The organism is Phycicoccus sp. Soil803 (assembly GCF_001429685.1).
Taxonomy (GTDB): Bacteria; Actinomycetota; Actinomycetes; order Actinomycetales; family Dermatophilaceae; genus Pedococcus.
In genome coordinates, this window is sequence record NZ_LMST01000001.1 from 3,652,929 (window position 1) to 3,666,146 (window position 13,218).

At 67.1% G+C, this 13,218-nt stretch carries 14 protein-coding genes; 5 read left to right on the plus strand and 9 right to left on the minus strand.

Features of this window, described 5'->3' with window-relative positions:
• Together ASG95_RS17005 and ASG95_RS17010 are read left to right on the plus strand one after the other, a co-directional pair.
• Positions 1-1,035 (plus strand): hypothetical protein, encoded by a 1,035-nt coding sequence (locus ASG95_RS17005; protein ID WP_057378194.1) that lies wholly within the window; start codon positions 1-3, stop codon positions 1,033-1,035.
• Position 1,036: 1 nt separating this feature from the next.
• Entirely contained in the window at positions 1,037-1,453 is a 417-nt protein-coding gene (locus tag ASG95_RS17010; RefSeq protein ID WP_057378195.1) for a DUF6379 domain-containing protein, read from the plus strand.
• 7 nt (positions 1,454-1,460) lie between these two features.
• Here ASG95_RS17010 and ASG95_RS17015 read toward each other — a convergent pair whose 3' ends face one another.
• The 6 genes from ASG95_RS17015 to ASG95_RS17040 all read right to left on the minus strand — a co-directional run bounded on the left by ASG95_RS17015 (position 1,461) and on the right by ASG95_RS17040 (position 7,564).
• Positions 1,461-2,375, minus strand: a complete 915-nt coding sequence (locus ASG95_RS17015) for a fumarylacetoacetate hydrolase family protein (RefSeq protein WP_200961928.1) — start codon at positions 2,373-2,375, stop codon at positions 1,461-1,463.
• Positions 2,376-2,379: 4 nt separating this feature from the next.
• Entirely contained in the window at positions 2,380-3,330 is a 951-nt protein-coding gene (locus ASG95_RS17020; protein ID WP_057378196.1) for a VOC family protein, read from the minus strand.
• Positions 3,327-4,427 carry a fumarylacetoacetate hydrolase family protein gene (locus tag ASG95_RS17025; protein ID WP_082592750.1) on the minus strand — a complete coding sequence of 367 codons (1,101 nt, stop codon included), beginning with the start codon at positions 4,425-4,427 and terminating at the stop codon, positions 3,327-3,329. Before ASG95_RS17025 ends, ASG95_RS17020 begins: the two co-directional genes overlap by 4 nt.
• 88 nt (positions 4,428-4,515) lie before the next feature.
• Complete coding sequence (locus ASG95_RS17030; protein ID WP_057378197.1) at positions 4,516-5,646, minus strand: FAD-dependent monooxygenase; 1,131 nt, start codon at positions 5,644-5,646, stop codon at positions 4,516-4,518.
• A 127-nt stretch (positions 5,647-5,773) separates the two neighbouring features.
• Positions 5,774-6,616: a carbohydrate ABC transporter permease gene (locus tag ASG95_RS17035; RefSeq protein WP_057378198.1), complete on the minus strand. Its 843-nt coding sequence runs from the start codon at positions 6,614-6,616 to the stop codon at positions 5,774-5,776.
• A 9-nt stretch (positions 6,617-6,625) separates the two neighbouring features.
• The gene (locus ASG95_RS17040) at positions 6,626-7,564 is read right to left on the minus strand and encodes a carbohydrate ABC transporter permease (protein ID WP_057378199.1); all 939 of its coding nucleotides are present in this window, start codon (positions 7,562-7,564) and stop codon (positions 6,626-6,628) included.
• 263 nt (positions 7,565-7,827) lie between these two features.
• Between ASG95_RS17040 and ASG95_RS17045 the strand changes: the two genes are divergently transcribed.
• The 3 genes from ASG95_RS17045 to ASG95_RS17055 all read left to right on the plus strand — a co-directional run bounded on the left by ASG95_RS17045 (position 7,828) and on the right by ASG95_RS17055 (position 10,256).
• Positions 7,828-8,814 (plus strand): sugar phosphate isomerase/epimerase, encoded by a 987-nt coding sequence (locus tag ASG95_RS17045; protein ID WP_057378200.1) that lies wholly within the window; start codon positions 7,828-7,830, stop codon positions 8,812-8,814.
• Positions 8,815-8,830: 16 nt separating this feature from the next.
• Complete coding sequence (locus ASG95_RS17050; protein WP_057378201.1) at positions 8,831-9,217, plus strand: DUF6379 domain-containing protein; 387 nt, start codon at positions 8,831-8,833, stop codon at positions 9,215-9,217.
• Positions 9,218-9,350: 133 nt separating this feature from the next.
• Positions 9,351-10,256, plus strand: a complete 906-nt coding sequence (locus tag ASG95_RS17055) for a LysR family transcriptional regulator (protein WP_057378202.1) — start codon at positions 9,351-9,353, stop codon at positions 10,254-10,256.
• Between the two features lie 69 nt (positions 10,257-10,325).
• Here the strand turns inward: ASG95_RS17055 and ASG95_RS17060 are convergent, their stop codons facing one another.
• The 3 genes from ASG95_RS17060 to ASG95_RS17070 form a co-directional block, all read right to left on the minus strand.
• A complete protein-coding gene (locus tag ASG95_RS17060; protein ID WP_057378203.1) occupies positions 10,326-11,615 on the minus strand; it encodes an ABC transporter substrate-binding protein in 1,290 nt (429 codons plus the stop codon).
• Between the two features lie 206 nt (positions 11,616-11,821).
• A complete protein-coding gene (locus tag ASG95_RS17065) occupies positions 11,822-12,820 on the minus strand; it encodes a sugar phosphate isomerase/epimerase (protein ID WP_057378204.1) in 999 nt (332 codons plus the stop codon).
• On the minus strand, positions 12,817-13,212 hold the full coding sequence (locus tag ASG95_RS17070) for a DUF6379 domain-containing protein (protein WP_057378205.1): 396 nt from the start codon (positions 13,210-13,212) through the stop codon (positions 12,817-12,819). Before ASG95_RS17070 ends, ASG95_RS17065 begins: the two co-directional genes overlap by 4 nt.
• Positions 13,213-13,218: the final 6 nt, after the last annotated feature.

The following is a 13,218-nucleotide window of genomic DNA, read 5'->3' on the forward strand; positions in this document are numbered from 1 at the left end:
GTGCCCGATCGCGCCGGCGAGTGGACTCTCTCCGCCAGCTCGTTCAACTGGACCCGCGACATCCTTCGAGCCCACGAGTCTCCCCTGGACATCGTGGCCGGGGTCATCGCCCCTCGAGTGTGCACCCTCCTCGAGATCGAGGCCGGTCAGTGCTTTCGGACGTTCCCGTCCATGGCGCCGGCCGAGGTCGACCGGATGCGGCACGCCGTGGAGGCAGCAGGGGCCCGCATCAGCATCGTCGGCCTGGGACTCGACGACTGGGTCACGCCCAAGGACCGACGCAGCGAGCAGGAGCGAAAGGACTTCCTGACGCCGCAGCTGCACGCCGCACAGCGGCTGGGTGCATTCGGCGTACGGCTCCCGTTCGGCCAGCCCGGTTCCGCCCTCCTGAGCGAGCTGCGCCCCCTGCTGGACGAGCTCGACCTGGTTCTCTACCAAGAGATCCAAGGGCATCAGGGGCCCGGCACTGCCGAGTACGACGAGACCATCGAGGCGCTCGAGACGTTCGCCGACCCCCGTCTGCGCCTCGTGCTCGACACCAGCTTGGTCACGCCCCAGCTGCCGGTCAGCTACCTGCAGGCCCTGCGGCAGAGCGACCTACCCACCACGCTGGTGGACCAGGTCAGCGCCGACTGGGGCAGCCCGCAGACCACGGCTGCCGTCCAGCAGTGCCTCGCGGAGGGGCGCGTCCCACCCACGGCGATGGCGCTCTTCATGACCATGGCCATCCGATTCGGCACCCGGACGGTCGCTGACCTCGAGCCGCTGCTCCCTCACGTCGGCGCGGTGCACCTGAAGTTCTGGGACCTCGACGACGCCGACCGGCGCGTCACGGCGCCAATCGTCGACCTGGGAGCCGGTCTTGACCGACATGGGTACCGAGGCACCTTGTGCAGCGAATGGGGTGGCCACGACTGGTGGGCCGGGCGAGAAGGCGCCCTGGAGATGACCAGGGACCACCTGGAGCTCGTGGCCGACGTCCTGGATCTCCCCGGCACCGGGCAGTCCCCGCGACACTCGACAGTGGGAGCCTGAGATGGGTTGGGAGCTGCGCGAGGACGCCCTCGGCGCCGCCCCCCGGGGATTCTCCTTGCGAGTCGGCCTGCCGTGGATGAGGTCGCTGCCGCTGTCGTGCGTGCTCCAGCTGGCCGTGACCATCGACGGGCGACGTCTCAGCGACACGGATCTCCGGGTTCGGCTCCACGGGCTCGAGAGGAGCCTGACCGAGCTCGCCGCATCCACGGAGTGGTGGTTCGTCCAGGACCGGCTCGTGGTGACCGGTCCGCTCGACGTGTGCCACGGGCGCGAGCACGAGGTCGAGGTCTCCATGCAGCTGCTCCTGCCCTACCTGAGCGCTGGCCCGGGTCAGGCAGCTGTCCTCCCGTTCCAGCTCCGCCGCCGACTACGACTGGGCGACAGCACTCACCCGGGCACCTTCCGAGACGTTTCCTGAAGGGCGCCTAGGGTGCCTCGGCGACGCTGCCCACGAGGGCGCCAAGGCGTTCGACGTCCATGACGACCTCGTCCCCGGGCTCGAGCGGAGGGGGGTCCTGGCGACCCCGTCGACCCCACAGCTCGGCGAGGCAACCTCCGCCACCGGTCGTCCCGGAGGCCAGGAGGTCGCCCGGCACCACCACCGAGTCGCGGGAGGCGTAGGCGATCATCTGGGCGAAGGTCCAGCCCATGTGTGACAACCGGTCTCGTCCGATCTCGGTGCCGTTGACCGCGACCCTGCAGTCCAGGTCCAGGAAGCCCTCAGACGTGTGCAGGTCCTCGACCTCGTCCGCAGTCACCACCCACGGACCGATCGACGTGGCGAAGTCCTTGCCCTTCGCCGGACCGAGTCCGACCTTCATCTCACGCGACTGGATGTCGCGAGCAGACCAGTCGTTCATGATCGTGTAGCCGAAGATCGCCGCGCGGGCTCGGTCCTCGTCCAGATCCGTCCCACCACTGCCCAGGACGCACGCCACCTCCAGCTCGAAGTCCAGGGCCCGGCAGGTCCTTGGTCTGGGAATGGCCTCCCCGGGACCGTAGAGCGCGTGGGGGTTGGTGAAGTAGAACGTCGGAGCGTCGTACCACGCCTCGGGGACGCCGGAGGCCCCGTCGACGCTCCTGCGCACACCCTCGACGTGGGACTCGAAGGTGACGAAGTCCCGCACGCTGGGAGGGCGGAACGGCAGGGCGAGCGAGACCGACTCGACAGGGATGCCGGCTCCGCGACGCGCTGCCCGTCCGACCTCCAACGCCGGACCGAGCCCTCCGGCGACGAGCGCTCCCACGGACTGGCCGTCGGGCAACGCGAAAACCCTGTCATCCTCGATCACCACGCCCACGAACGCCCCGTCGCTCAGCCTGACGGTTGCGAGCTTCACTGCGTCAGACCGGCGGAGCGACGAAGACGCCCCGGTCAGGATCGTTGAAGGACTCCCTGGCGATGAGCTCGCTCATCGGGTCGGCGGTGCCCCACTGGTCCTGGTTCTTCGGGTCAGAGATGTCGTACACGCTGGGGTGCCACTCGTCCGTCTCCAGCCGCTCGAGCTCGGTGGTGTACTCCATCGTGTTGCCGCTCGGGTCCAGGAAGTAGGAAAAGGTGTTGTTGCCGGCGAGGTGGCGCCCCGGGCCCCACACCTTCTTGATGCCCGCCCGCATGACGCGGCCCGTGCCGCGCATGTACTCGTCCAGGCCCCTCATCTCGAAGGAGACATGGTGCACGGAGGTGTGTGGGCCCCGGGCGATGGCCAGTGAGTGGTGCCAGTCGTTGCACCGCAGGAAGTGCATCATCTCCCCCATGTGGGGACTGGAGAGGCTGTCGCTGTGCTTGAAGCCGAGATGCGTTTCGTACCAAGCCTTGGTCGCTGCGATGTCATTGCTGTTGACGACGAAGTGGGAGAGGCGGACGGGGATGGCCTCGCCTTCCTCGACGGCCCGGTGCTGTCGTGTCTCCACGCCGGTCGAGACCTCGACCGTGCGGCCGTCGCCGTCGAAGAAGCGGAACCCGTACCCGGCGCCGGCGGTCTGCAGCTCGGTCGGCTCTCCCAGGAGCTGGACCCCCGACGACCCGAGCTTCGCGGCCAGGGCATCGACAGCCTCTCGGGACTCCGCCCCGAACGCCATCAGGTCGAGGCGCTTGTCCGTCGAGCGACGCAGCCTCACGACGTACTGTTCCGGGGAGCCCTCTGCGGCCAGGTATGACAGGCCCCCGTCGCTGCCGACCTCTGTGAGGCCCCACGTGTCACGGTAGAAGGTGCGTTGGGTGTCGAAGTCGGGCACGGCAAGGTCCACGTGGCGCAGGTGGGTGATACCGAACTCGTTGACGTTTCCGCTCATTGCTGAAGATCCTTCTCGGTCGTTGCCTGACGTGGCGTGCTGGTCTGGGGCCGGAGTGCGTTGGAACCCCGCGCGAGCCCCGCGAGCTCGGCTGCGCGCGCAGCCTGCCGCGGCACTCGGAGATCGCGGGGGACGCGGCGTCGTATGCCTTGCACCGGAGGAAAAGTGCCGTAGCTGCGGACCACGCGGTTCTGGATGCTGCCGATGCCTTCGATGGTCATCTCGACGACGTCGCCGATCCGCAGCGCAGGCGGTTCGATGCGGCCGCTGCGCGCCCAGGTCTCGGCGAGAGAACCCGACGCGCACGTGCCGGACGTCAGCAGCTCCCCCTGCTTCACCCACGAGGCGCGCGAAGCGTGCGAGACCAGCTGTTCGAACGTCCAGCTCATGTGCCCTGAAACGTCTGCCCCGACACGCTTTCCGTTGACCCTGACGGACATGGCGAGGTCCAGGAAGCCCTCGCTGTCGACGTGTCGCTCGAGTTCGTCAGCCGTGACCACCCATGGACCGATGGTGGTCGCGAAGTCCTTGCCCTTGCTGGGCCCGAGGTTGACGCGCATCTCGGTCCGCTGCACATCCCGGGCCGACCAGTCGTTGACCACGCAGTAGCCACCGATGGCGCTGCGTGCCCGCTCGGGCGTTTCGTTGCGGACGTCACGGCAGACGATCGCTCCCAGCGACAGGCCGAAGTCGAGCAGCTCGGTCCCGGGCGGGTACGCGACATCATCGTGGGGCCCGACCACCGAGTGAGGCGCCAGGAACTGGAAGGCGGGTGCGGCATACCACTCCTCGGGGACTCCCGGCGCGCCCAGGGCGAGCTGCATCCCCTCCACGTGCGACTCGAAGGCGAGGAACCCACGCATGGCGGTGGGGTACACCGGCGGCAGGAGCACGACCTCGTCGGGGCGGAGTCCGTCAGCCTGGGCCGCCTCGTCTGCCGCAGCCTCCCGGTCCTCGGCATCAGCGGCCAGCAGGGGAACCAGCTCCACCCCCTCCGGGAAAGGGTGCAGCCACCACTGTCGACCGTCGCCCACGACGAGTCCGACACGACGGATCGTGTCGGCGTCTTCGACCAGTCGGAACGCTGCAAGTTTCACGGCTTCGGCTTCTTCATGTCATCTCGGTTGAACCACGGTGCGGACGGGCTGATGGCTGTTGGTCATCCGGTCTGGGTGCGTTGGATCGCTAGGCCGGGTTGCTGAGCAGGTGCGCAACCTCAGCCATGAGGCCGGGCACGTCACCACGCTCACGGTTCAGGAGCCACTGGGAAAGCTGCAGCGACGCCTCCACGATCGTCCTGGCCCGAGGGAGCCGCCGCGCCACGAACTGGTCCCACAGCTCATCGGTGACCTGCTCCGAGGCCAGGAGGAGCTCGGCCAGGACAGACGCATCCTCGAGCGCCTGGGCAGCCCCCTGCGCGAGGGTGGGCGGGCAGGTGTGCACCGCATCCCCGATGAGCACGACACGGCCGCGGTTCCACGGGCCGTCCAGCACATGCGTTTCGAAAGCCGTGTAGTTGACCCGAGCCGGATCCGTCATGCCGACCCGGATGTCGTCCCACGGACCGTGGTAGGCCTCGGACAGTCCGCGCATCACCTCGAGCGACTCCTCCGGGGTGAGGGACGTCCGGTCCTGCCAGTCCTCGACGAGGTACGCGTACAGAGTGCTGTCACCCGTCGGGCAGTAGCCGGCGATGTAGCAGGGGCCCCCGTAGACAAGGTCCGTCCGCGTGACCGACTGGGGCCGGGGGGTGAACACCCGCCAGATGCCCATGCCCGTGCCGCGCGGCTCCAGCTCGATCCCCAGGGCTGCTCGAGTGGTCGACCGGACACCGTCGGCGCCCACCACGAGGTCATACCTTCCGCTCGAGCCGTCGGAGAACCTGACGGTGACGCCTGCGCCGTCGTCGTCGAGATCAGTGAAGGTCGTGCCGAACCTGACCTTGACGCCCACGTCCGTCGCCCGGTCGACGAGGATCTTGGCGAGGTCGGGGCGGTACATGCCCACGGTGGCAGGAAGGTCGGGCCCTCCGGTGCGCACGTCCTCGAGCTCCGCGACCAGGGTGCCGTTCGGATCCGGGGCGCGGAGCCCCAGGGTGTCGAAGGCGAAGCCGTGTTCGCGAACCTGGTCCCACACACCAAGCTGACGCAGGACGCGCAGCGCGTTTCCCTGGAGGGTGATGCCCGAGCCGAGGGCGCTCACGTCCGGCTTGACGTCCACCAGCTCCACCGACACCCCACCCTCCGCGAGGAGGATCGCGACAGCGGTGCCGGCCGCGCCTGCTCCAATGACGAGGACGTTGGAAACCGCGGGCATGTCTGCTCCTTCATAGTGTTTCGGTTCGCTGACCAGCCTCGGGCCGATCGGACATGGGGGGAAGACGGTGGTTGCGATGCGGGTCATTCGTGCGACTGATCGGACGCGAGAAGGCTCGTCGTCCCAGTCAGCTCTTGATCCCGCCGCTGAAGCCTTGGATGAACCTCTTCTGCGCGAACACATAGAAGGCCAGGATCGGGACCATCGAGATCAGCACCACGGCGAAGATGAGGTTCCACTGGGAGACCAGGGACCCGACGAAGTTGTACATGACGACAGGCAGGGTCTGGGCGTCGGAGCCGTTCAGGAAGATCAATGGCGTGAAGAAGTCATTCCACACGATCAGGCCAGTGAGGATCGCGACCGTGCCGGTCGCCGGCCCCATCAGCGGAAAGACGACCCGGGTGAAGACCTGGAAGGGGGACGCTCCGTCGAGCATCGCGGACTCTTCGTAGTCCCTCGGCAGCTCGCGGAAGAAGCCGGCATACAAGAACACGGCAAGAGGGAGCAGGACCCCCCAGTAGATGAGGATCATGCCGAACCGCGAACCGACCAGACCGAGGTGCTGGGCACCGACATACAGGGGCAGGACACCGAGCTGGGTCGGCAGGACGATGGCCACCAGGAACAGGTAGAACGCCCGTCGGCTCCAGCGACTCGTGCTGCGAATGAGGACATAGGACGTCATGGATCCGAGTGCCACCAGTCCGGCGATGCTGCCTGCGGTGATGATGAGGCTGCTCAGCAGGCCCTTGAGGATCTGACCGGATGCGGAGCTCGAGGGCGACAGCAGGGTCTTGAAGTTCTCGAGCGTCGGAGCCCTCGGCGGGGCGATGGCTGCAGACGTGAGGACTTCTTCTCCCGGCTTGAGCGCTGTCGTCACCAGGATCCAGAACGGCATGAGCAGGGCCAGCGCAGCGAGGATGACGACGATCTCGAGGGCCAGGGTGCGTTTGGTGTATCGGAACATGAGGTCTGCTCAGCTCCGCTCACGGGTGGCGAACTGCTGCAGGACCGAGAAGACGAGGATCAGCACGCTCAACAACAACGCCAGGGCCGCCCCGAAGCCGAACTTCCCGAAGGAGAAGGTCTGCTTGTAGACCTGGGTCGCAAGGGTCTCTGTCGCCCCAGCCGGCCCACCCCCGGTGAGCGCCATGACCTGGTCGAACACGCGCAAGCCCTGGATCAGCGTCAGGGTGGTCGCGATGCCCACCGCCGGCCGGATGGTCGGCAGCACGACGTGCCGAAGCCGCTGCCAGCGAGTGGCTCCATCGAGCGCCGCAGCCTCCTCGATCTCGATCGGCACCGTGGCCAGGCCGGCCAGGTACACGACCATGACGAAACCGATGTTCTGCCAGATCATCACGGTGAGGATCGCGCCCTTGGCAAGGAGCGGCTCCGCGAGCCATTCGTGCTGCCACGACTCCAGGCCGAAGGAACCGAACAGCTGGTTGAGCGGGCCGTCGAAGGCGAAGATGAATCCCCACACGTACGACACCGAGATCGGCGCCAGGACGACCGGCATGAACAGCAGGGTCCGGAGCAGGTATCGCGACTTGAGGTTGCGGTTGAGCGCCAGGGCAAAGGCGAGGCCGAGCACGTTCGAGATGACGAGGAAGCCGATGGCGAAGACCAGGGTGTTGGTCAGCGACGAGAGGAGCTCTGGCCGCTGGAAGATCTCACGGAAGTTGTCGAGCCCGATGAAGTGGAACGACCCGATGCCGGCCCAGTCGGTGAAGGCGAAGAACGCACCGCTCAGGGTCGCTAGGTAGATCGTCGCGATGAGCAGACCCGTGCCGGGTGCGGCCCACCACCAGCGACCGAACTGGAGGCCCTGGTTCCCCTGGCCTGTGCTTCGGGTCTGCCTTCGCGACGGCTTCGGCACCGCTGGTGCTGGAACGCTCGTGGACATCGTCATGCTCGGAACTCCTCGACGGAAGGTCTGCTCGGCGCAGCATCTGCCAACGCCGCCGTACGGGAATGTGGGTCGATTCGACTCACTGTGACCCAGGCCATCGGTTCCGGAAAGTCCAGACCTGCGATCAAGCACATCACCGCGGCTGATGCGATCACGACCATCCGCTGCACTGATGCCCCGGATCGGGAGACCGACCTTCCCCCCGTCACGGAGGACGGGCAGAGTCGTCCCGTCCCACAACCGTGTGAAGCAAGGAGAGCTCGGTGCCCACCAGGATCAAACGGGGTGTCAGCCTGTACAGCTACCAGGAGGAGTTCTTCCTGCGACAGATGTCGCTCGAGGACTGCGTCGCCCACGTCGCCGCGCTGGGCGCCACCGGTGTCGAGATCATCCCGGAGCAGTCCATCGTCGGATACCCGAGGCTCGCGCCCGAGTTCCTGGTCGAGTGGCGCGGCTGGATGGATCGGTACCAGGTCGAGACGAGTGCCACGGACCTGTTCCTGGACACGAAGCGAGTGCCGGGCCAGTGGTTGTCACACGAGGAGCAGGTCGCCTCGGTGCGGCGCGACATCGACATCGCGGTGGCCCTCGGCGCCCCGGTCATCCGAGCCATCATCAACACCCCACCCGAGGTGATGCGTGACTCGGCCGGCTACGCGGCCGACCACGGCGTCCGCCTGCTCCTCGAGGTGCACGCGCCGTTCCACTATGAGAACCCCTGGATCCTCCAACACCTGGACGTCATGCACGCCGAGGGCGGCAAGGCGCTGGGTCTCATGCCGGACATGGGCACCTTCGTCGAACGCTTTCCCCGCGTGGTCTCCGAGCGAGCCCTTCGCGACGGGGCGCGCCCGGAGCTCGTCCAGTACGTCGTCGACCTGTACAACGACCACGGGGACACCCACGCGCTGATGGACATCGTGCACTACCGGGGCGGAGGGCCCGTGGAGATGGGGCTCGCACGCCAGGCCACCCATTTCATCTACCGCGACCCGCGCGAGCTGCTCCCGCACATGCCGCTCATCGGGCACATCCAAGCGAAGTTCTACGAGATGACCGACGACGCCGATGAGTACAGCATCCCCTACGACCGGATCATCCCGGTGCTGGTGGAGGGCGGGTACGACGGTTACCTGTCCAGCGAGTACGAAGGCAACCGGCACATCGAGGATGCCTTCGACGTCGACAGCCGAGAGCAGGTGCGTCGACAGCACGCGATGTTCACGCGACTGCTCGGCCAGGACGACTGAGAAGAGGAGATGCCCCGTGTTCGACAAGTACATCATCTGTGAGGACAGCCTCCGCGCGACCGACGCGGGACAGCCGGGCGCCCAGGTCGAGGTCCGCCTCCCCTACTACCGGGGCCTGGGACTGTCGATGGTCGAGGCCGTGGATGTGAGCGTTGACGGTGTTGCCGTCGACCCCGAGCGCACCACCCTCTCGGTCCACGGCCAGACGTACCGGTTCCCCGAGCTGGGCGGCGTCCTCGATGACCGGTGGGAGATGGGTGAACGCGCCGTCCTGGGCTTCGCACTCGACCGTCCCCTCACACCGGGGGACCACCAGGTCGACGTCACAGTGCGACTCCGCATCTCGTACATGCCAGTCCCCGGTGGTGGCCGCGACAGCAAGCGACTCGTGCTGCAGGACTGACCGGACGCGGCGCCGGCACGTGGGCGTCGCTCGTCTCTGCGGTTCGGTGCCCTCCCCCGGTGGCAGCCTGTACGGTGCAGTTGTGAGCGAGCCATCAGCCACGGCACCCACCTTGTGCGGAGAGTGTTGACCCTTGCCACGCAACGTCGACCTCAACCTGCTCCCGGCACTCCAGGCCATCCTGGAGGAGCAGAGCGTGACGCGGGGGGCCGCCCGGCTCGGTCTCAGCCAGCCTGCGATGAGCGCCAGCCTGGGAAAGCTGCGCCGTCACTTCCGCGACGAGCTGCTGACCCGGAACGGCAACCTCTACGAGCTCACCCCACTGGCTCAGCAGCTCGTCGAGCCCACCCACACGGCAGTACGCGCCGTGGGTCGGCTCTTCGCGAACGAAGGGGAGTTCGACCCGGCCACTGCCGACCGCGAGTTCACGGTGGTCATGTCCGACTACGCCACCGAGGCCTTGGCCCCGACGGTCTCCCGACTGCTGCGCCAGTCCTCCCCTGCTTCACGACTGCACATCAACTCGATCACCCCCCAGATCGTCGACACCGCGCCTGACTCGATGCGCACGCGTGACTTGATCGTGATGCCGCACGGATTCCTGACCGGGCTCTCGCACCGTGACCTCTACGAGGATGACTGGGTGTGCATCGTCTCGGCCGATGACGAGTCTGCTTCCAGGGAGCTGACGATGGACGACCTCGCCAACCGTCCCTGGGCCGTGACCTTCCACCAGCGCACGGCATTCACGACATCGGTCCAGCAGCTCCGCATGCAGGGCGTCGAGCCGACCGTGGAGGTCGTGACGGAGAACTACCTCACCCTCGGCAGCCTCGTCGCCGGCACCAACCGGGTGGCCGTGGTGCAGGAGCGCCTCGGTCGCCTGCTCGAGCGCAAGGGACAGGTGAAGGTCCTGCAGCCACCGTTTGCCGCGGACCCGCTCGTGGAGACCATGTGGTGGCACCCGACCTACGACAACGACGCGGCGCACAAGTGGTTCCGCGACCTGTTCATCACGGCCGGCATCGAGATCACCTGAACCACGAACTGAGCCGGTGGGACAGGTCACTGTCCCACCGGCTCGGTTGGTTACTGCGTGGGGTCTGACTCAGCCCCAGGCCTTGTCGAGGGCCTTGAGGACGTCGTCCACGGACTTCTGGCCCGTGAGCAGGCCGGTGACACCTGAGCCGAGCGCGTCGTACACCTCGCCGTTGGGCCAGTCGAGCTGCGGGTAGTTGGCAATGTGCTTGGCGTCGAGGATGCTCTTGATCCCGTCGTACTGGGGGAGGACGGCGGAGGAGTCGATCTCACCCACGGGAAGGTCTCCAGCGGCCTCGGCGGCCGTCTTGGCCTGGGCCGGCTGCGTCATCCACGAGAGGAAGTCCTTCACCAGCTTCGGGCTCTTCGTCTTGGCGTTTCCGGCGACGGCGTCAGGCGTCCCGGCCATCAGGTAGGTGTCGACCCCGGCACCAGGCATGGGGAGGACGACCAGCTTCACGGCGCCCTTGGTGGAGTCCATGATGTCCTTGGCGGCACCACCCGGGGCGGCGAAGCCGAACACCTTGCCCTGACCCATGCCGTTGGTGAGCGCGTCGAACCCGGCACCAGCCGCACCGTTCTGGAAGCACTTCTGGTCGTACAGCCTCTTGACGGTCTCGAGCGCGGTGCGCCAGCCCGGGGTGTTGGCGAAGGTGACCTCGCCGGCCTTGCGCTTCGTGTTCCAGTCGGGGTCGACTCCGTAGACCGTCGACGCGGCGACGGCCGTGGTGAAGATGCCCGTGTTCGGCGACATGGCGCCGGCGAGGGCGAGGAGCGCCTTGCCCTTGTCACGTGCCTTGCCGCACTGCGCGATCAGGTCGTCCATCGTGGAGTCGCCGGTCAGCACGACCCCGGCCTCCTTGGCCGCCACGTCGTTGTAGATGAGCCCGGCCGGCGCCAGGTACACCGGCACCGCATACGTCTTGCCGTTGAAGACAAAGAGGCTCTTGGCATTCTCGGGAATGAACTTCGGGTCGATGTTGGCCGAGATGTCCAGGAGCTTGTTGGCCTTCTCGAGCGGCTCGACCGAGGCGGTCTGACCGCTGCCGGCGTTGATGAAGAAGACGTCCGGGCCGTTCCCTGCCGTCAGCTGCGTGGTGAGCGTCTGGTTGTACGACGCCAGGTTGATCGGGTTCGTCTTGATCTTGACCCCGGGGTGCGCCGCCACGTACTGCTCGGCAAGGGTCTGGTAGACGCTCTTCGCGTTCGGGTTGGCGATCTGGTAGGAGAAGGTGATCTCCTGCGGCTCGGCCGCGTTGGCGGACGAGCCGCCGTCGGCGGAGCTGCAGCCAGCCACGACGGCCCCGAGGAGGACCGGGAGCGCGGCGGCGATGACGCGTCGTGATTTCGGGTTTGTCATGAGGGTCTTCCTGGCTAGCTGTCAGCCGCGTCGCAGCGGTCCGACAAGTGGGTTGTTGCCGCCACTGTCACAGAACGACGGTGGCCCTGGGAACTGCAGACTTGCGATCAACCACATCACTGGAACGGATATCGTCAACGGCACCAAGTGAACGCGAATAGCCTTGTGTGACAATGGCTTTCCAATCACTTGAACACCTCGTGACCTCAGGCCGACTCGCCCATCATGCGGCGACACATGGCGTGGTGCTGGGCGACCATGTCGAAGGCGTCCTGGTCCTCCAGGTCGAGGTAGGCGTGCCCCTCCCACTCGCTCGACATCGTGATCTCACGATCGACCTCCGCGAACACGTCGAGGATGGCCTGGTAGTCGATCGACGGCGACGTGAGGGATTCATCCACGTCGTAGAACTTCCCGTGGACGTGCCGCACCTGGGGCAGCACCTCCCGCCAGTCCTCGAGGTTCTCTCGACCGAACATCGTGAAGACCAGCCTGGCCTGTCCCACGGGGAGCCCGGGCTCACCAAGTGCCTGCGCCTCCTCGGCGAAGGTGCCGTACCGCTGGAACGGCGGCCCCGGGGACTCCCACGCTCGGACCAGCGCCTCCACCCCTCGTTCCGACAGACCTGCTCCACGGAGCTTGTCGAGCATTCCCGGCGGGATGGCACGCATGCACGAGCTGAAGTCGGGCACGAAGCCAAGATGTTCCGAACCGATCCGGTCGTACGCCTCGCGTGTGGCCAGGACCTTCGGGGTGTTCGGCCCCTCGGGCGCGTGCACCTCCATGCCCAGGTGCACGTTTGCCTTGGCAGCGATGGGTTCGAGCCGCTCCAGGACCTGCGGGGTGAGGCCGACCTGGGTGCGGACGACGGGGAACCCGAGCTCGCCGGCGAGCTCGATCTGGGGACGCATGTACTCGACGCTCTCGTCGGTGTCCATCCAGGCGGAGCCACGACGGGCCACGTCGGCGTTCGACGCCAGCGAAGTGGGCCGCAGCTCGTTGCGATCCAGCGCCTCCCTGAGCGCCTTCAGCTCGGCCTTGTCGACCTTGCCCGGAAAGCCACGCAGGCTCTGGAAGCCGATCAGCTCGAGGCCGGGACCCAGTCCGCGCCGGCCTACCTCGTCGACCAGCTCCGGCAACGTGAATCGTCCCGCCAGCCACTCGTTGGTCATCGAGTAGAGGGTGACTCCGAGGACGATGCTCATTGGACCACGACCTTTCGCCCGACCCGCGTTCGCTGCACGAGCGCAGTCTGCGGACCGATGATGATGTACGGGATGCGGGTGGCGAGGGTTATCTCGACGTCCAGCGTCTCGCCGACGACGGCGGACCGGTTGGCGACCACGAGCTCCAGGGCGTCCTGCACGAACCACTGCTGGTCCACGAGCTCCGCGAGGTCGTCGAGGGTGAGGTCCCGTCCGTCGTGCCGGATCCTCAGTTCTGCCCGGTCGACAGCGTCAGCGCCGAGCCGCAGGTCGATGTCCTCCAGACAGGACAGCGGCAGGGATCGATACCAGGGGAGGTGGACCTCGACCTGGATGCCGTCGGGTGTGGCTCGGACGGCATCCGGCCGGAGCACACTGGCTTCGAGCGTCATGCGTTC